Genomic DNA, 17,553 nt, shown 5'->3' on the forward strand with positions numbered 1-17,553 from the left:
GACTTTATTGCCCGTCGGCCGATATTGATGCCTAAGAGAGCTGCATAACTCAATTCGGGCTTCGTAGCGACCCGCCGGCCTTCTAAGTCTCCTGGCTTGAGCGCAAACCTCATCGAGAAAAGCACTTATGTCCGTATCGCAAACCGCCGAATACGCCCTTCGGGCTGTTGTTTGGTTGGCTCAAAACCCCGGCGAGCCGCAGACAACACAGCAGCTGGCCGACGGCACGCTGGTCTCGTCCAACTACCTGCCCAAGGTGCTCCAGCCGCTGGGGCGGGCCGAAATTCTGACCAGCCAGCGCGGCGTGAACGGCGGCTACACCCTGGCACGCGATCCTGAGGAACTGACTGTTCTTGAGGTCATCAACTGCGTAGACCCGATTCAGCGGATCAAACGCTGCCCGCTGCGATTGAATTCCCACGCCGGAAAGCTCTGCCCGCTTCATCAGATGCTGGACGAGGCGATCGGTAGTATCGAGCAACGCTTTGCGAGCGAAACGATTGCCGGCCTGCTTCGGCAAGAGACCGGCTCCAAGCCGCTGTGCGACACTTCTCCCGCCACCTTTAGCTTGACTTTACCAACGGCGAAGCCCGCCGATGACGTGGGGGATTAGCGAGATCCCTGCAAGGAACACTCTCACCCCGCACGCTGCGCGTTTTAGGGCTCCCCTCCGTTTGTTACCCCCCGCCGTCTTCAAGGTTCTTTCCCGATGAGTGAGTCTGCTGCTCCAACCGCTCGACTGGAGCGTTTCAGCTACGACGACGCGATCGTCCGGATGTTTGTCACCGCCACGCTCATCTGGGGGTTAGTCGGCTTCCTGGCGGGCATGATCCTCGCGATGCAATTGCCGTTTCCCTCGCTCAACGGTGGCATCGAGTGGATCACGTTCGGACGCCTGCGTCCGTTGCACACGAATGCGGTCATCTTTGCCTTTGCGGGCAACGGCATCTTCGCTGCGATTTATTACTCCACGCAGCGGCTGTGCAAAGCACGCATGTGGAACGACACGCTCAGCCGGCTCCACTTCTGGGGGTGGCAAGCGATCATCGTTTCAGCGGCACTGACCCTGCCGTTTGGGATCACCCAGAGCAAAGAGTACGCCGAGCTAGAGTGGCCCATCGATATCGCGATCGCGCTGGTCTGGGCGGGCTTCTTTGGCGTGAACTTTTTCATGACGCTCGTGACCCGGCGCGAGCGGCACATGTATGTGGCCCTGTGGTTCTACATCGCGACGATCGTGACCGTGGCGGTGCTGCACATCTTTAACAACCTGTGGGTGCCGATTCTCTCGCCGTCGCTCATCAAGAGCTATCCGATCTACGCCGGTGTGCAAGATGCGATGATGCAGTGGTGGTACGGTCACAACGCCGTGGCGTTCTTTCTGACGACGCCCTTCTTGGGGCTTATGTACTACTTCCTGCCGAAGGCCGCCGATCGGCCGGTCTTTAGCTATCGGCTGAGCATCTTGCACTTCTGGTCGCTGGTGTTCATCTACATCTGGGCGGGGCCACACCACTTGCACTACACGGCGGTGCCCGAATGGGCACAAACGCTGGGCATGGTGTTCTCTCTCATGCTGTGGATGCCCAGTTGGGGCGGCATGATCAATGGCCTGCTCACGCTCCGTGGCGCGTGGCACAAAGTCACCACCGATCCGGTCCTTAAGTTCTTTGTCGTAGGGATCACGTTCTATGGCATGAGCACCTTCGAGGGCCCCCTGCTCTCGATCAAGGCGGTCAACGCGCTCAGTCACTACACCGATTGGACGATCGCCCACGTTCACGCCGGTGCCCTCGGCTGGAACGGCTTCATGACCTTCGGCATGATCTACTGGCTGGCCCCGAGGCTGTTCCAGACGAAGCTGTTCAGCACGAAGCTGGCGGAAGCGCACTTCTGGACCTCAACCATCGGCATCTTGGTTTACGTCTGCCCGCTGTACGTCGCGGGAATCATGCAGGGGCTCATGTGGGGGACCATGACCCCCACCGGCCAGCTCGCCTACCCCGACTTTGTGGAGACAACCAAAGCGATCATCCCGATGTACTACCTCCGCGCGATCGGCGGCAGTCTGTATATCGTTGGGGCCGTGATTGGCTGCTACAACTTTTACCGCACCTGGAAGTCGCGGCCCGCGGTGTACGACGTTCCGGTCTACGAGGCACCGGCGCTCCGCGACGTAGCTTTCACGCCTGAGCGCCCGCCGCAGTCTGAACTCGATCAGGTGCTTGGCTTTGCCCGCTGGCTTGACGTGTTCAGCAGCTTCTGGTGGCACCGCGTTTGGGAACGCAGGCCGATCAAGTTCACCGTGATGACGGTTCTGGCGGTGGCGGTGGCATCGCTACTGGAGCTGATTCCGACGTTTGTGATTCGCTCGAACGTGCCAACCATCGCTTCGGTAACTCCCTACACGCCGCTCGAACTCGCCGGGCGCGACCTGTTCGTGAGCGAGGGTTGCTACAACTGCCACTCGCAGATGATTCGCCCCACGGTTGCTGAGACCAAGCGCTACGGCGACTACAGCAAGCCGGGTGAGAGCGTCTACGACCATCCTTTCCAATGGGGCTCGCGTCGTATCGGGCCCGACCTCGCTCGCGAGGGGGGCAAGCAGAGCCACCAGTGGCATGTAATGCACTTCCGCAATCCCGCATACCTCAACCAGGGGTCGATCATGCCGGCCTATCCCTGGCTGATGCGGAAGGAGCTGGACTTCGAGTCGATTCCGCTACGGGTTGGTGCGATGCAAACACTGGGCGTTCCCTATCCCCAGTACGAAGGCAACGACCGTAACAAAGCCAAGGCCGACGCCGAGGCGCAAGCCGCCCAGATCGCCAAGGAGTTTGTAGAGCAAAACGATTTGCAGCCCTACCGGGACCTGAAGGGGCGGGAATACGACCTCAAAGACAAACAGGTTATCGCCTTGGTGGCTTACCTGCAGAGAGTGGGGACGGATCTGTTCAAGACCCCCGAGCCGACCCCTTCCGAAGGGGACGTGCCCCCCAGCGAAGACGAAGCCCCCAACCTGGCACAAGAACCTGATCCTTCTGATGCCCCCGCGGCCGAGCCCGCGCGGACAGCCGCCCGAGCGATCCCCACCGCAGGAGAACGACAATGATTAAAGAAGCCCTCTCACAAGCCGGCTTGGCACCGATAGCGGTAGTGGGACTGATCGCTTTTTTTGCGGTGTTCGTTGGGGTGCTTGTGTGGACGATGACTCGCCCGCGGCGCGATATCGAAACGTGGTCTTCGCTGCCATTGGCAGACGGGAAGGACCCCGTGCAACCGCGTACGCCCCCAACATCATCTGACACCGACCCCCTCACCACCGATCGACTCCAAGCCACACAACTGCCCACGGTCAAGAAATCGTGTGGCAAGTGCGAACGCTGCGATTGCGATCCTCAGCCCCTCGTAAAGGTTGGAGTCGCGACACCGGCCTCGGTGTGATCCGCCTCATTCACTTCCGCAGCTTGCTGCTATCTCCACTTACGTTTCCGCTTGCCGTAACGCAACCTTCCTCGCAAACGCTCTGGTCCGATGGCCGAACAAGATCCTCAATCGCGTGACGAAAACAATCCCGAGTTGGCTGGCCACAGCTACGACGGGATCCAGGAATACGACAACCCGACACCACGCTGGTGGGAACTACTGTTCGTCGGTTCGATACTGTTCAGTGTGGTCTACACAATCTGGTTCCATTCGCCACAGAAAGGCCGAACCATTGAGAAGCGCTACGAGGCAAACTTGGCGGCGAACATGCGGCTACAGTTCGGCGAGATCGGCGACCTGACCGCAGACGAAGCAACGATTCTTAAGTACATGAACGACGAAGAATGGCTTAAGGTTGGTGCCTCAACTTTCACCACCAACTGCGTCTCTTGCCACGGCCGCGAAGGGGAGGGCCTCTCAGGACCCAATCTGACCGATGAGCACTACCTGAACGTTAAGCAAATTGCGGATATCGCCAAGGTCGTAACCGAGGGTGCCAAGAACGGCGCGATGCCCGCCTGGGGCAATCGCTTGCATCCGAACGAGATCGTGCTGGTCTCGTCTTACGTCGCTTCGTTGCGTGGACAAAATGAGACGGGGCCTCGGCCTGCTGAAGGACAGATTATCGCTCCTTGGCCGGTGCCTAACGAAACAAATGACAAAGCGCCGGACGATAAAAATCAGCAAGCGTTTGGTACCGACACTTCAGTGCGCTGACCTTTGACCTTACTTCGGCGGTCTGACGGTCAGGCACCCAGGCGTTGGCACTCGTTGTCCGCCGCAGCGCTCGCGCGCTTGACAACCCTCTTGAGCCAGAAGGCTCACTTCGATGACTACCACGAACCAACTGCCTGTCCTCCAACCCGAAGAGCGGGTCCTCTCAACGCTTGATCAAGATGGGCGTCGGCGTTGGTTGTCTCCGCGTCTGTCGACCGGACGATTTTGGTCTCGACGACGACTCGTAGCCTATGGGTTGATCGCCCTCTACACGCTGCTGCCCTTTATCCGCATCGGCGGTCGACCGGCCATACAGCTGGACCTCTTCAATGGCCGGTTTGCTCTTTTCGGTCTTGAACTCCGCCCCACCGACCTGGAGCTGCTGGCGGTCTTTGGGCTGCTGGTCGGACTGAGCATTTTCTTCTTGACCGCGATCTTTGGACGGGTCTGGTGTGGTTGGGGATGTCCGCAGACGGTCTATATGGAGTTTGTGTTTCGCCCCCTCGAACGCTTCTTTACCGGAGTGTCTGGCAGGGGGGGCAAGCCACGCGGCTCGGTTCCTGCCTGGCGAAGCGGCCTGATGTACCTCGTCTTCTTGGTGATTTGCTGGCACCTAGCGAACACGTTTCTCGCCTACTTCGTTGGCGTCGAGGCGCTGCATCGTTGGATCTGGACCCAACCCCCTTGGGCGCACCCCGGTGCGTTTGCGTTGGTTCTCAGCGTGACGGTTTTGATGATGTTTGATTTCTGCTATTGGCGCGAGCAGATGTGCATCATCGGCTGCCCCTACGGCCGCTTCCAGTCGGTGCTCTTAGACCCCTCCAGCCTGATCGTCGGCTACGATAAACGCCGTGGCGAACCACGCGGTCGCGGACGCGATCGCCAAGAGAAAGGACTCGGAGACTGCGTCAATTGCCACATGTGTGTCGATGTCTGCCCCACTGGCATCGACATCCGTGACGGGCTCCAGCTTGAGTGTATCAACTGCACTCAGTGCATCGATGTTTGCGACAGCGTGATGGATCGGGTTGGCACGCCGCGCGGACTGATCCGATATAGCTCGCAGCGTGCGTTGGCGGGGGAGCCGACACGTATCGTGCGAGCACGCGTGCTGATCTATGCCGGGGTTATCCTCGGGCTCTTGATCCTGTTCCTAACCCTGCTTACAAACCGCCGGCCTTTTGATGTCACGCTGCTGCGTGGACTTGGTCGTCCGTTCTCAACAGCACCGGGCGGAGAGATCGAGAATCTGTTGCGGGCAAAGATCGTTAACCGGGGCACCGCTGCCAATCGTTATCAGATCGAGGTGCTTTCGCCCGCAACCGTGCACCTCGCCGAGGTGCGTACGCTCGAAATCGAAGCCGGCGATTCTCTCACCGAGCCAATCCGCTTGCTCGCGCCGAGCACCGCCTTTGCCGAGCGAGGGGGCACGCTCGAGATAGCACTGCGTTTCCGCGATCAAACGGAGGGGCAAGTCGAATTGAACTATTGGCTCTTCGGTCCCGCTAAGGTGCCATCGCCTGCTCCGTCCAGCAATCTCCTGAGCAACCCATGAACACGCCTCAACTTATTTCAAGCGGAGTCGGCCGCGGTGCTGAGTCGCAGCCAACTGATCCCCCCTCACCCGGGGAAGGGTGGCGTAGCGCTCGCTGGCCGCTGCTAGTTGTCGTGCTGCTGGGGGGCCACGCCGTGATTATTACCGTTGCTCTGCTGCTTTCGCTCGCCTGGATCCCCGCCGCGCTAACCGCCCCGGCCGGCTACGAAGAGGCTCTTGCCTGGGACGATCTGCAAGCGGCTCGCCAACGCAGCGACCAACTGGGCTGGAGCCTGGAGTTGTCTCCCACGGACAAAAACTTACTCAACGGCGACCGTGTTGTCGAAATCCGTCTCGTTGATCGCGGCGGTCAGCCAATCCGCAACGCTGAGATAAAGCTGCAGATGTACCACCTGTCACGTCCCGGGACGGTCTTTGTTAGCGAAGTTCTGCCCGACGAGAGCGGTCTGTACACCACAGCACTGCCGATGCGTCGCGAAGGTGCCTATCAACTGAAGGCGGTTGCCCAGCGCGGAGCCGAGCAGTTGCTGGTAGATACGGAGATCTGGTCCCCCGCTTCAATCGGAAGGCTGCCATGACCTCCCTTTTGCTGGCGGTGCTCGCGGCGAGCCTCTTCGGTTCGCTCCACTGTGCTGGCATGTGTGGCCCGTTGTGTGCCATTGCGGTCAGCGGTAACCGTCGTGGCGGCAGCGTCGCAGCCCTGCATGCCGCCTACCACGGTGGCAGGCTCGTCTCATACGCCTTGGTTGGCGCAATCGCAGGTAGTGCGGGAGCGATGCTCGACCTGGCCTCGACCCTTGCGGGGCTCCAGCCGTTTGCTCTGGCTGCGGCCGGGGGCATGATGATCTTGTTTGGCTTCGCTGAGATCGCGCGACAGCAGAAATTCGATAACGCCTTGGCCCGCTGGGGACATTGGCGACCTCCGCAGCGATGGACGCAAACCATCCAGCGTGGCCAGCGCTTCGCGGCAAAGCAGCCTGCTTTGCCGCGCGCTCTGGTCATCGGGCTGCTCACAACGCTGCTCCCGTGCGGTTGGTTGTATGCGTTCGTGGTGACCGCCGCAGGGGCAGGGGCACCTCTCACCGGAGCGACGGTGATGGCCGTATTCTGGTTAGGAACCTTACCGGTCATGCTCACGCTCGGCGTTGGCGTTCGGCGCCTGTCCGGCCTGCTGGGCGATCGGCTGCCGGTGCTTACCGCGACCGCTCTGGTAGCGGTTGGCCTTGTTACTCTGTCCGGACGGCTCGCGCTCGAGCCACAGGCAATAGCGGCTCAGGCGACTGCCGACGCGGCCGCCCACGCCGCCGCAGTGCCCAACCCCGATCAACTCCCCGCATGCTGTCGCGCCGGCAAGGAGCAGTCCGAGTGACTTCTGCCACAAGCGCTCAAGAGCCCGTCGAGCATGCTCAGGGAATTCCAAACGTAAGCTGCGATCACTGCGGCTTGCCCGTGCCTATCGCTTTGTTCGAGGCAGATGCTGCCCATCAATTCTGCTGCGGTGGTTGTGCCGTTGCTTACGAAGTGATCCACGGTGCCGGGTTGGACGAGTACTATGCGGTTCGGCAACGCGTCGTCTCATCGGCTCAGCCGTCGCAGGGGATCGGTTCAACCTATCTGGCTTATGATTCAAGCGTGTTTCTTGATCGTCACACGCACACCACTGAGGGGGGCCTGCGGGCGGCCGAGTTTCGGTTGGGCGGGGTTCACTGCGCAGCCTGCGTGTGGCTAGTAGAAAAGCTTCCGAAGATCGTCCCCGGGGTTGTCGAATCGCGACTCTCACTGGGGTCAGCACGAGCACGGGTGGTTTGGGATCCTGAGCGTGTGTCGCTCTCGTGCGTTGCCCGCCAGCTAGATCGACTTGGCTACTCGCCGCAGCCAATCCGCGATAGCGCGAATCGTCAGGTGCATGACGCCGACAATCGCCGCAGGCTAGTCCGCGTTGCCGTCGCAGGAGCGTTAGCGGGCAACAACATGCTGATCGCGCTCGCACTCTACGCGGGAGTGTTTGATGGCATCGAGACTCAGTTCGCGACGCTCTTTCGCTGGTTGAGCTTGGGACTCGGCTGGATCTCGCTGCTCTGGCCTGGTGCCACTTTCTTTAGGAGTGCCATCACGGGCTTGCGGGCTGGTGTACCGAACCTCGATCAACCAATCGCGGGCGCTCTCGCGGTTGGAGCCGTAGCAGGAACAGCAAACGTGCTGCTGGCGCGCGGCGATATCTACTTCGATTCGCTCAGTGTGCTCGTCTTCTTGCTGCTAGTAGGCCGGTATCTGCAAGCGATGCAGCAGCGATGGGCACATGAGGCCGTTGGCCTGATGTTGTCGATGACGCCCGATACGTGCCGCGTTGTCCGCGGCGCTGAACTTGTTGAAGAGCCGATCGAGGCTCTCGCTTGCGACGACGTGTTCGAGGTGCGCCCCGGCGAGCTCTTTCCCGCCGATGGTGTTGTTATCAGCGGACGATCGGCGATCGATCAATCGATCCTGACCGGTGAATCAACGCCGCACACCGTTGATCGGGGCGACACGGTTTGCGCAGCAGCGCAGAATCTCGCCGCGACGCTGCGGGTGAAGACATCTGCGGTCGGAGCCGAGACACGCGTCGGCAAGCTAACCCAACTTGTGGAAGACGGCCTCTCTACTAAACCGGCTATCGTACGCTTTGCCGATCGCGTGGCGGGCTGGTTCATCGTGATCGTCTCGGCACTCGCGGCGTTGAATCTCACGTGGTGGGGAACCACAACGGGCCTCGCCGGAGCCGTTGATTCAACCGTCGCTTTGCTCATCGTGGCATGTCCCTGCGCTCTGGGGCTGGCGACACCGCTGACGATGGCGGTCGCGATCGGCAAAGGCTCTCAGCGGGGCATGTTGATCAAGAGCGCGACGGCCCTCGAGCAACTGGCACGGATCAGCCCCAAGAATCCCGGACATCTGCTGCTCGACAAGACCGGCACGCTCACGCGCGCCGTGCTGCGCATGGAACAATGGCACGGACCGATTGAACTACAGTCCTGGGTTGCTGCGATCGAATCGGAATCAAACCACCCGGTGGCTAAGGCTTTAGTCGCCCGTCTCGGCCCCGTATCGGCAGAGCAAACCGATTCGCTGTTCGATCGCACCGAAGTGCACGGCAGCGGTGTCCGCGCGCGAACCCCACTAGGGCTGATGCTGGTGGGGTCTCCCCGCTTCGCGCGCGAGTCGGGCGTCTTCATCGCTGCCGACAAAGTCACACTGATCGATCACGGCCGCGCGCAGGGCTATCTGGTTGCCGTGGTGGCCCTCGATAACCATGTTCATGCCGTTATCTGGCTGAGCGATACGCTACAAGCGAATTGTCGCCGTGATATAGCAAGGCTCATTGAGGGGGGCTGGTGCCCGACGATTCTCTCGGGCGACGCATCACAACCCGTTCAGATGGTCGCGCAGGCGGTCGGTATCGAGCCGACGCAAGCCCACGGCGAGCTTTCACCTGAAGAAAAATTGGCACACGTTCGTCGGTGCGTTAGCGTTCCAGAAGGGGAACGCGGCGTGGTGGCGATGGTCGGAGACGGAGTTAATGACGCCGCAGCGCTCGCGGCGGCCGACGTTGGCATCGCGGTTCAAGGGGGGGCCGAGGTGTCCTTGGCGGCGGCTGACGTCTACTTGAATGAACCGGGGATCGGAAAGCTGGTTGAACTCGTTGAGCTGGCGGAAGAAACCATGCGGGTGGCCCGACGCAACCTGGGCCTATCGCTCGGGTATAACCTAGTGGCGGTTACGCTCGCGATCGCCGGCCTCATCACGCCGCTGGTCGCCGCGATTCTGATGCCTATCAGCTCGGCAACGGTGCTGGCCTCGGCGGCGACTTTCTCGACAACAAAGCGCTCGGCTTCTTCCCTCCAGCGGGAGCCCTCCTAGTGTCGGTCGTGTTTATCATGGCACCGATTGCGCTCGTGTTGGCCGCGGTTGCGGTCGTGGGCTTTGTTTGGGCGGCGCGTGACGGACAATTCGACGATGTCGAGACCCCCAAACACCGCATCCTGTTTGACGATCCCCCCCCAAAAGCCGACGTGACCGACAAACGCTAAGCGATTAAGCTAGGCGATCTGCGGCACGCGTCGGGTGCCAGCGCATCCTCCTTCCTTGATCCAGACACCATGCACCAACGCCAGCAAATCGGCACCACCACGGATTGTCAGACTGCCCCCCTCGAGGTTCCTAGCCCGCTCGATCGCCGCCAATTTCTTGGCCGCGGTTTTCTTGGCACGGGGGCTGCCATTGCCGCCGGGGCTTTCGCCAACCTGCACGGTGTGGGACGCCTCTCGGCCGCGGGCTTCCGCTCGCCGGGCGAGCGGCCCGTCTTCGGCTTCATTGGCACCGGAATCCGCTACGAAGCGCTGATCGCAGACGGAGTTCGTTTCGGGCCCTGCGCAGCAATCTGCGACGTTGACGGTGCTCAACTCCGCGCTGCGGCCGATAAGCTTGGCCGGGTTTACAACGATGCCGGACTCTCGGCCCCGCAAGTCGATCAGTGCGAGGACTACCGCTATGTTCTTGATCGACCGGATATCGATGTGGTGGTGATCGCGACGCCCGATCATTGGCACGTCAAGATCGCGGTCGAGGCCCTGCACGCTGGCAAGGATGTCTACTGCGAGAAACCGTTGACGCTGACGATCGACGAAGGCCGCGTGATCCAGAAGGCGATCGCCGACACGGGACGCGTGTTTCAGGTCGGCACGCAGCAAAGATCCGAAGTCGATTTTCAGATCGCAGCCGGAATGATGCGCGAAGGGCGGATCGGCAAAGTCCGTCGTGTCACGTGCGGCATCGACGACTCGCCGAGCAGCGATGCCCTGCCGCTCTGCGCACCGCCCACGGAAATGAACTGGAATCGCTGGCTAGGGCCGGCCCCCTGGGTCGAGTACCGCGCTGCCGAGAAGCCGAGCGGAATTGGCTATGGGGGTCATCAGCCCCAGAGCCGTGGACACGTTCATTTCCGCTGGTGGTACGAATACGCCGGCGGCAAGCTGACCGACTGGGGCGCGCACCATGTCGATATCGCGCTGTGGGCTCTCAACAAATCCGACGGATCAATCGGCCCCTTCACGGTCGAGGCGTTGCGTGCTGAGCACCCGGTTCCCTTTGAGGATGGCATGCCTACCCTCGATGATCGTTTCAACACCGCCACCTCTTATCACCTGCGAGTGACGTTCCAAGATGGCATTGAACTCGACATCGTCGATTTTTCTGACGAGCTGAAGTTTGGTAACGGCATCCTGTTCCAAGGCGACGCCGGCCGCTACTTCGTCAACCGTGGCAAGCTGACCGGCAAGCCGGTCGAGGACCTGACCGACAAGCCGCTTGCCGGGGACTATCTGAAAGCCATTTACGATGGCCCCGCCGATCCGAACGCCCCTTCAGCCCACATGGCCAACTTCATGGCGTGCGTCAAGTCGCGACAGACGCCAATCTCCGACGCCGCGTCACACCATCGGCATCTGACCGTTTGTCACGCCGCGAATATCGCGATGCGTCTCGGACGTAAACTGACTTTTGATCCCGCCACCGAGCGCTTCGTCAACGACGATCGGGCGAACCAGCTGATCGCCCGCGAGAACCGCAAGGGCTACGAGATCGCCGTATGAGTCGACAGGCGCTAGCGACGCTGTGGCTTGCGCTGGGCATGAGCGCGGCCCCAACCGGTGCCGGCGAGGTTATCGAGGAACTGATCTTCCAAGTTGCACCGGAGGCACGCGCTGAATTCTTGCGTGCGGATCGCGTTATCTGGACGACAGCCCTTGAGACCCAGCCCGGTTTTCTAGGTAAAGAAACGCTGCTGCCGGCGAGTAATCCGGATCAGGTGCGTTTGCAGATTCGCTGGCGCTCGCAGGCCGATTGGGATGCCGTGCCGGCGGACCTGCTTGCTCAGGCTGACCGTCTTTTTCGCGCGGCGTTGCCGGAAACCGACTTCCGAATGCTCTCGGCTCGCGGGTTGGTAATCGCTCCGACTCGGGCGGTAACCCACTGGCGGGTGTCGGAACTCCTGACGACCGAACGGCTCGCTCTGACCGGGATCGTGTCAATTCCGCGCGATCCGGTCTATCACATGGCCAAGCGTTTTATTGCGGTCCCACTCACCCCGGTAATCGAGGCCGCGACGAAAGACTGGCATCCCGCGCGTGTCGACCGTTGCGTTGTGGTTTTCGATTGTGTTGACGATTACCGTTCGCAGATGCCGCTCCGGCGGTTTCTTAGCCAGTCGGCTTGGCTCGCCTTTCGCGACGCGGAGGCACCCCAGGGCCAGCGGTGGATGAGCGATCAGGGCCCCGCGCCAGCGAAGATGGGCGAGGCTTACGTCGTTTGGCCAGGCGTTGATACGGCAGACCGCTCGTTCACGTGGCCGTATGCGGTGACGCGTGTTCGGCTGCTGGAAGCGCTGGCGGCGGCCGATCAAGCAGCCGATCCGCAACCGGATTGAGCCGGTGCTGGGCAACCCACGCAATCGCATCGACACAAACCGCATCGCCGAAGCCAAACAACGCCTGATTCAGCGGGACGCTCACCCGGTAGCCGTCGGCCCCCATCAGCCGGGCACACTCGTCGGCGTTGAGCAGCCGCACGCGATACGCGCCGCCGCCGGCTTGGAAGAGGATCTGCCGCCCGCTGCCCCCTTTGGGCGTTCGCAGGCAGCCGGCTAGGCCGTCGGTCCGCAGCTCGGCCATCGACTTGCCCTTCCGCACGCGGCGGAACACCGTGCCGTAGCTCGTCTTGGTGCCGGCGATCATCCGCTCAGCGGTGGCGCGATGCCGCTCGCTCATCTGATTGAGCAGGTACTCAGCCCGCTCGTCGTTCCACCACTGCGGCGAGTCGCTTGGCAAATCGCGATCGAGAACCGTTTCCAGCCGCCGGGCACCGTAGGGAGGGGGCTCGGGCAGCGCGGCGAGGGACCACGCAAGATCGCCCAGCGCACGGATCGACGAGACCAGCTTAAGGGGCCGCACGGTTGTTGGTTCGAGTTGGTCGAGGCAGTGCGTGTTCACGTCCGGCGCGAATTCCGTTTGCACGCCCACGACAAACAACCGGGGCCGGCTCTGCGGGGTGAAGTGTGCGGCATCGACAACCATGGCATCTGCGGCGTAGCCCAATTCATTGATCGCGGCGATCAATGACCGAAAGTCGGCCCCGTCGCGGGAGGTCAGCAGGCCCGTGACATTCTCGATCAGCACCAGCGGCGGCCGCGCCGCGCCCATCCGTCGCAAAAGGTCGATCCAGCCCCAAAACGCCGATGACTGGCCGGCGTTGAGCCCGCGCCGAGCGCCCGCGAGCGACAGATCGGTGCAGGGAAACGAAGCGTGAGCAAGCAGCGTAGGCGGAACGGTTGCGGCCGAGAGCCGATGGATATCTTCCACGACATAGTGCGGCGAGGGCCCGAAGTGCCCCCGGTGCATGCGGTGTTTCTGCTCGTCGAGGTCGTTGGCGAACTCGACCACCCAGCCCGCTTGCTCCAGCCCCATCCGTGCGAGCCCGACCCCGGCAAAGTACTCCGCCGCTGTCCAGCCGGTACGCGAAGGAGGGCAGGGCGAGCAATCAAACAGCAGGGGTTGGGGTTCCATTCCGTTGGCAGGTCAGATGCTAAAGGTCGAGAGAACGGCAGCATCACTCAGGGTTGACGGTCGCGCGTTGTCTCCTACAGAATTCGTCTTGGTCACAAAGTTCGCTGCAAAGAGCTTATCGTCCTCACTCATCCGTAACGCACCCCTCGCTCGCGCTCTTCACGTTCTTGATGTACTTGTAGAGCGTGCCGCGGTTGGCCTTGTACGCGGGGGCCTTCCAAGCGGCCTTGCGTTTGGCAAACTCCGCGTCGGTCACGTCGACCGTGATCAGGTTGGCCTCGGCGTCGAGCGTGATGCGGTCGCCGTTCTGCACCAACGCAATCGGCCCTCCCACCTGCGCCTCGGGGCATACATGGCCGACGATGTAGCCGTGCGAACCGCCGCTGAAGCGGCCGTCGGTAATCAGGGCCACGTCCTTACCGAGGCCAGCCCCCATGATGACGCTGGTGGGGGTAAGCATCTCGGGCATGCCGGGGCCCCCCTGCGGGCCTTCGTAGCGGATGATGATGACATCCCCCTTCTTAATTTTCTTCTGCTCCACCGCGGCGAGCATGTCTTCTTCGGAATCGAAGCAATTGGCGACCCCGGTGAATTGCAGCCCCTCTTTGCCCGTGATCTTCGCCACGGCCCCCTCGGGGCAGAAGTTGCCACGCATGATCCGGATATGCCCCGTCGCCTTGAGCGGCTTACTGACCGGCATCACCACGTCTTGGCCAGCGGACAGACCGGGCAACTCGGCGAGGTTCTCTGCGAGCGTCTTGCCGGTAACGGTCAGGCAGTCGCCTTCGATGAGCCCCTCTTCTAGCAGCAGCTTGAGGACCGCCGGGGTGCCGCCGACCTTATGCAGGTCTTCTTGCACGTACCTGCCCGAAGGCTTGAGGTCGGCCAGGAAGGGAACGCGGTCGCTTGTCTTCTGGAAGTCGTCGATCGTCAGCGTGACGCCCACGCTGCGGGCCATCGCCAGCAGGTGGAGCACCGCGTTGGTCGAACCGCCCACCGCCATGATGAGCGCCATGGCGTTCTCAAACGCTTGACGCGTCATGATGTCGCGCGGCTTGATGTCTTTCTCTAGCAGGTGGTGAATGGCCTTGCCGGCGGCACGGCACTCGTCGAGCTTGGCCGGGTCTTCGGCGGGGATGCTGCTGCTGTAAGGCAGCGACATGCCCATGGCTTCGATCGCCGAAGCCATGGTGTTGGCCGTGTACATGCCGCCGCAGGCACCGGCACCAGGACAACTCTTGCGGACGATTTCCTTGCGCTCATCCTCGCTGATCGTGCCGGCCAGGTACTCTCCGTAACACTGGAAAGCGGAAACGATGTCGCGCTTTTCGTCGGCTCCCGAGCGCTTGGTAAAGCCCGGCTTGATCGTGCCGCCGTAGATCATGATGGCCGGACGGTTGAGCCGCCCCATCGCCATCACGCAGCCCGGCATGTTCTTGTCGCAGCCCGGCAGGGCGACCAGGGCGTCGTACCACTGGGCCTGCATGACCGTCTCGATGCTGTCGGCGATCAGGTCGCGCGACTGGAGGCTGTACGACATGCCGCTGGTGCCCATCGAGATGCCGTCCGACACGCCGATGGTGTTAAAGCGCATTCCGACCAAGCCGGCGGGTGACATTCCCGTTTTGACCTGCGCGGCGAGATCAAGCAGGTGCATGTTGCACGTGTTGCCCTCGTACCACACGCTGGCGATGCCAACCTGGGGCTGGTTCATCTGCTCGTCGGTCATACCCGTCCCGTAGAGCATTGCCTGGCTGGCACCCTGCGATTTGGGCTGGGTGATCTGACGGGAATACTTGTTCAGCGGCTCAGACATTTCGCGTGATTTTGCGGGTTAAATGAAATCGGATTGGCGGCTCGTTAGGAGGGGGCGACCCCCGCAGGCGTTCCTCGCCAGACGCAGTTTACCCGGCCCGGGTTCGCCGGGGCGAGGGTGCCGCGCCGCAGGCAAGCTCCCGCTGATTGGACCGGTCCGCTGCGACAGATCGGCTAAACTGCGGCCTGCAGAGCGGGTATCTTGCTTCCGCTCGATACCGGATCCGCGCCTCCTCCCCTGTTCCCTGTCCCGATAAGCATGCCGCCCGAATTTCTGTTCTTCGATCTGGGCAGGGTGCTGCTCGACTTCTGCCATGATCGCATGGTCCGTCAGATGGCCGCGGTCGCCGGTGTCCCGGAGAACACCCTGCGACAGGCCCTGATGCCCTCGGGAGAGCTCCGGCCCGGCGACTCGCAGTGGCAACTCGAGGAAGGCACACTCGCCGAAGACGTTTTCTACGAACAGCTCGCCGACGCCCTGGGCTGTCGTCCTCCGCGGGCCGATCTGGAACTCGCCGCGAGTGATATTTTTACGCCGATCGCCCCGTCGCTGGCTCTGCTATCTCGGCTCCATCGGGCCGGAAACCGCCTGGGTCTGCTCTCGAATACGAGCCCGATCCACTGGCGATTCTTTATGGACGGTCGGTTTCCGGTTCTGAACGAAGCGTTTGAGATCGCATTGGGGAGCTTCCATTTGAAAGCGATGAAGCCCGCCCCGCCCATCTATCAGGGGGCAGCCGCGCTGACCGGGGTGGCCCCGGAAAGGATTTTCTTCGCCGACGACCGGGCCGACAACGTGGCCGGTGCGATCGCCTGTGGCTGGGACGCGATTGTGTTCACGGATCCGCTGCAGCTGACCGCTGAACTACGCCTCCGCGGGGTTGCTGGGGCTTGAACTCGCGTAGCCGCGCAGCGTGCTGGTGCCTTAGAATCGCATTACACGCTGAGAATTAGATCCCCCCTACATTTTTGCACCAGGCCGCACGGATGCGTCTCGGAGTCTTCTTGCCCAACTGGATCGGCGATGTGGTGATGGCCACGCCGGCCCTTGACTCGTTACGCGAGCTCGCGGGTCCTGAGGGGCGGGTCGTCGGCGTTATGCGTCCGTATGTGGCCGACGTGCTCGCGGGTCTGGAAACCCTCGACCGACACGTATTCTACAAACCCCGGGCGAAAGACCGCACGCTAAGCGGGGCCGCGGTCATCGCCGCGCTGCGCGAGGAACGCCTCGATGCGGTGGTCTTGCTGACCAACTCGCTCAGGACGGCCTGGCTCGCCTGGCGCAGCGGCGCATCCGAGCGAATAGGCTACGAACGCGATCAACGATCGTGGCTGCTCTCGACCCGGTTGCGCGATCCGCGCCGTCGCGGTAAAAGAGCCCCGCTACCCCAGATCGATTCCTATCTGAATCTGGCCTATGCCGCCGGTGGCGCGTGGCGCTCGCCCGAACTGCGTCTGGCCACAACTCCCCAAGACGAAGCGGCCGCCGACGACGCGTGGTCAAAGCTCGGGCTGCCCCAAGGTGAGCGCGTGGTGGTGTTCAACACGGGCGGTGCGTACGGCGACGCCAAGAGTTGGCCGGCCGAACACTTTGCCGAGCTTGCGCGGAGGCTGGTCGCGGACGAAGGGTTGGCCGTGGTTGTCAATTGCGGCCCTGGCGAACGCGAGACCGCCAACCGCATCGCCGAACTCGCCGGCTCGCCTGCCGTCGTCAGTCTGGGCCGTATCGATTCGCTTCCGATCGGGCTCTCAAAAGCGATCATCCGGCGGAGCCATTTGTTGGTAAGCACCGACAGCGGGCCCCGCTTTTTCGGCATTGCCTTCGGCAAGCCGGTGGTCTCATTGTTTGGACCGACCGACCCGATGGCCACCAAGACCCATTACGCACACGAGGAACGACTCTCGCTCGCGTTGGATTGCCAGTTCTGCTGGGCCAGAGAATGCCCGCTCGGCCATCATAATTGCATGACGGAGCTGACGGTTGCGCGGGTTCTGCGGGCGGTGCACGCCGCTCTAGACGGTCGCTCGGCGATTGTCGCGGCGTGAGTGCAGACGGCACGGGCTGTGCCGAGAGGGACGGAATAGTGGTAGACCGCATTGTCGTTAGCTGCCAGCCAGCTCGGCGTAGGATTCTTAGATCTGTCCGTCTTGTTTGGGGGATAGAACGTTCGCCCCTTAGGCCCCGGCGTTGCTGTGTTCGCGATCGACTCGTTCCAGCCGATAACCATCGGTATTGCCAGTGCGTTAGCCCTCGCGGGTTACTGGCTCGGGGTCCGAAAGGGGAGGGCACTCGTGCCGCGTGAGAAGACGCGATCGGCTACGGAGAAAAGTCAGGGCGAAGATCTCCGAGCCAGCTGCGGTCAATCGGCACCCGAGCAAGGTGCC

At 62.1% G+C, this 17,553-nt stretch carries 15 protein-coding genes; 13 read left to right on the forward strand and 2 right to left on the reverse strand.

The genetic code is table 11. The features are described from left to right. Nucleotides 1-127: 127 nt before the first annotated feature. The 11 genes from Pla111_RS15555 to Pla111_RS15605 all read left to right on the forward strand — a co-directional run bounded on the left by Pla111_RS15555 (nucleotide 128) and on the right by Pla111_RS15605 (nucleotide 12,218). On the forward strand, nucleotides 128-613 hold the full coding sequence (locus tag Pla111_RS15555; protein ID WP_146575376.1) for an RrF2 family transcriptional regulator: 486 nt from the start codon (nucleotides 128-130) through the stop codon (nucleotides 611-613). A gap of 96 nt (nucleotides 614-709) precedes the next feature. Beyond that, complete coding sequence (ccoN, locus tag Pla111_RS15560) at nucleotides 710-3,112, forward strand: cytochrome-c oxidase, cbb3-type subunit I (protein ID WP_146575377.1); 2,403 nt, start codon at nucleotides 710-712, stop codon at nucleotides 3,110-3,112. Further along, nucleotides 3,109-3,444: a cbb3-type cytochrome c oxidase subunit 3 gene (locus Pla111_RS15565; RefSeq protein ID WP_146575378.1), complete on the forward strand. Its 336-nt coding sequence runs from the start codon at nucleotides 3,109-3,111 to the stop codon at nucleotides 3,442-3,444. Before ccoN ends, Pla111_RS15565 begins: the two co-directional genes overlap by 4 nt. A gap of 90 nt (nucleotides 3,445-3,534) precedes the next feature. Further along, entirely contained in the window at nucleotides 3,535-4,203 is a 669-nt protein-coding gene (locus Pla111_RS15570) for a cbb3-type cytochrome c oxidase N-terminal domain-containing protein (RefSeq protein ID WP_146575379.1), read from the forward strand. A 112-nt stretch (nucleotides 4,204-4,315) separates the two neighbouring features. After that, nucleotides 4,316-5,758: a cytochrome c oxidase accessory protein CcoG gene (gene ccoG, locus Pla111_RS15575; protein ID WP_146575380.1), complete on the forward strand. Its 1,443-nt coding sequence runs from the start codon at nucleotides 4,316-4,318 to the stop codon at nucleotides 5,756-5,758. Further along, entirely contained in the window at nucleotides 5,755-6,336 is a 582-nt protein-coding gene (locus Pla111_RS15580; RefSeq protein ID WP_146575381.1) for a FixH family protein, read from the forward strand. Before ccoG ends, Pla111_RS15580 begins: the two co-directional genes overlap by 4 nt. Next, a complete protein-coding gene (locus tag Pla111_RS15585) occupies nucleotides 6,333-7,127 on the forward strand; it encodes a sulfite exporter TauE/SafE family protein (RefSeq protein WP_146575382.1) in 795 nt (264 codons plus the stop codon). The genes Pla111_RS15580 and Pla111_RS15585 overlap by 4 nt, the downstream gene beginning before the upstream one ends. Beyond that, nucleotides 7,094-9,655 (forward strand): heavy metal translocating P-type ATPase, encoded by a 2,562-nt coding sequence (locus Pla111_RS15590; RefSeq protein ID WP_146575383.1) that lies wholly within the window; start codon nucleotides 7,094-7,096, stop codon nucleotides 9,653-9,655. The genes Pla111_RS15585 and Pla111_RS15590 overlap by 34 nt, the downstream gene beginning before the upstream one ends. Further along, the gene (ccoS, locus tag Pla111_RS15595) at nucleotides 9,655-9,825 is read left to right on the forward strand and encodes a cbb3-type cytochrome oxidase assembly protein CcoS (protein ID WP_146575384.1); all 171 of its coding nucleotides are present in this window, start codon (nucleotides 9,655-9,657) and stop codon (nucleotides 9,823-9,825) included. Before Pla111_RS15590 ends, ccoS begins: the two co-directional genes overlap by 1 nt. Before the next feature lie 69 nt (nucleotides 9,826-9,894). Then, entirely contained in the window at nucleotides 9,895-11,385 is a 1,491-nt protein-coding gene (locus Pla111_RS15600; RefSeq protein ID WP_146575385.1) for a Gfo/Idh/MocA family protein, read from the forward strand. Continuing rightward, a complete protein-coding gene (locus Pla111_RS15605; protein WP_146575386.1) occupies nucleotides 11,382-12,218 on the forward strand; it encodes a TIGR03792 family protein in 837 nt (278 codons plus the stop codon). The genes Pla111_RS15600 and Pla111_RS15605 overlap by 4 nt, the downstream gene beginning before the upstream one ends. Here Pla111_RS15605 and Pla111_RS15610 read toward each other — a convergent pair. Then, nucleotides 12,133-13,353, reverse strand: a complete 1,221-nt coding sequence (locus Pla111_RS15610; protein ID WP_146575387.1) for a DNA cytosine methyltransferase — start codon at nucleotides 13,351-13,353, stop codon at nucleotides 12,133-12,135. The genes Pla111_RS15605 and Pla111_RS15610 overlap by 86 nt on opposite strands. A 124-nt stretch (nucleotides 13,354-13,477) precedes the next feature. Next, nucleotides 13,478-15,169, reverse strand: a complete 1,692-nt coding sequence (gene ilvD / locus Pla111_RS15615) for a dihydroxy-acid dehydratase (protein ID WP_146575388.1) — start codon at nucleotides 15,167-15,169, stop codon at nucleotides 13,478-13,480. A 258-nt stretch (nucleotides 15,170-15,427) separates the two neighbouring features. Here ilvD and Pla111_RS15620 point away from each other — a divergent pair, with 258 nt between their 5' ends. Continuing rightward, entirely contained in the window at nucleotides 15,428-16,063 is a 636-nt protein-coding gene (locus Pla111_RS15620) for an HAD family hydrolase (RefSeq protein ID WP_146575389.1), read from the forward strand. A 92-nt stretch (nucleotides 16,064-16,155) separates the two neighbouring features. Beyond that, nucleotides 16,156-17,214 (forward strand): lipopolysaccharide heptosyltransferase II, encoded by a 1,059-nt coding sequence (gene waaF, locus Pla111_RS15625; protein WP_146575390.1) that lies wholly within the window; start codon nucleotides 16,156-16,158, stop codon nucleotides 17,212-17,214. Nucleotides 17,215-17,553 lie beyond the last annotated feature (339 nt).

The organism is Botrimarina hoheduenensis (assembly GCF_007859815.1).
Classification (GTDB): domain Bacteria; phylum Planctomycetota; class Planctomycetia; order Pirellulales; family Lacipirellulaceae; genus Botrimarina; species Botrimarina hoheduenensis.

What these genes read in the sequence shown, in the direction of transcription:
- ccoN (WP_146575377.1), top strand. Translation starts at nt 710, where the DNA reads ATGAGTGAGTCTGCTGCTCCAACCGCTCGACTGGAGCGTTTCAGCTAC.
- Pla111_RS15605 (WP_146575386.1), top strand. Translation starts at nt 11,382, where the DNA reads ATGAGTCGACAGGCGCTAGCGACGCTGTGGCTTGCGCTGGGCATGAGC.
- waaF (WP_146575390.1), top strand. Translation starts at nt 16,156, where the DNA reads ATGCGTCTCGGAGTCTTCTTGCCCAACTGGATCGGCGATGTGGTGATG.
- Pla111_RS15600 (WP_146575385.1), top strand. Translation starts at nt 9,895, where the DNA reads ATGCACCAACGCCAGCAAATCGGCACCACCACGGATTGTCAGACTGCC.
- Pla111_RS15610 (WP_146575387.1), bottom strand. Translation starts at nt 13,353, where the DNA reads ATGGAACCCCAACCCCTGCTGTTTGATTGCTCGCCCTGCCCTCCTTCG.
- Pla111_RS15585 (WP_146575382.1), top strand. Translation starts at nt 6,333, where the DNA reads ATGACCTCCCTTTTGCTGGCGGTGCTCGCGGCGAGCCTCTTCGGTTCG.
- Pla111_RS15580 (WP_146575381.1), top strand. Translation starts at nt 5,755, where the DNA reads ATGAACACGCCTCAACTTATTTCAAGCGGAGTCGGCCGCGGTGCTGAG.
- Pla111_RS15555 (WP_146575376.1), top strand. Translation starts at nt 128, where the DNA reads ATGTCCGTATCGCAAACCGCCGAATACGCCCTTCGGGCTGTTGTTTGG.
- Pla111_RS15570 (WP_146575379.1), top strand. Translation starts at nt 3,535, where the DNA reads ATGGCCGAACAAGATCCTCAATCGCGTGACGAAAACAATCCCGAGTTG.
- Pla111_RS15590 (WP_146575383.1), top strand. Translation starts at nt 7,094, where the DNA reads ATGCTGTCGCGCCGGCAAGGAGCAGTCCGAGTGACTTCTGCCACAAGC.
- Pla111_RS15620 (WP_146575389.1), top strand. Translation starts at nt 15,428, where the DNA reads ATGCCGCCCGAATTTCTGTTCTTCGATCTGGGCAGGGTGCTGCTCGAC.
- ilvD (WP_146575388.1), bottom strand. Translation starts at nt 15,169, where the DNA reads ATGTCTGAGCCGCTGAACAAGTATTCCCGTCAGATCACCCAGCCCAAA.
- Pla111_RS15565 (WP_146575378.1), top strand. Translation starts at nt 3,109, where the DNA reads ATGATTAAAGAAGCCCTCTCACAAGCCGGCTTGGCACCGATAGCGGTA.
- ccoG (WP_146575380.1), top strand. Translation starts at nt 4,316, where the DNA reads ATGACTACCACGAACCAACTGCCTGTCCTCCAACCCGAAGAGCGGGTC.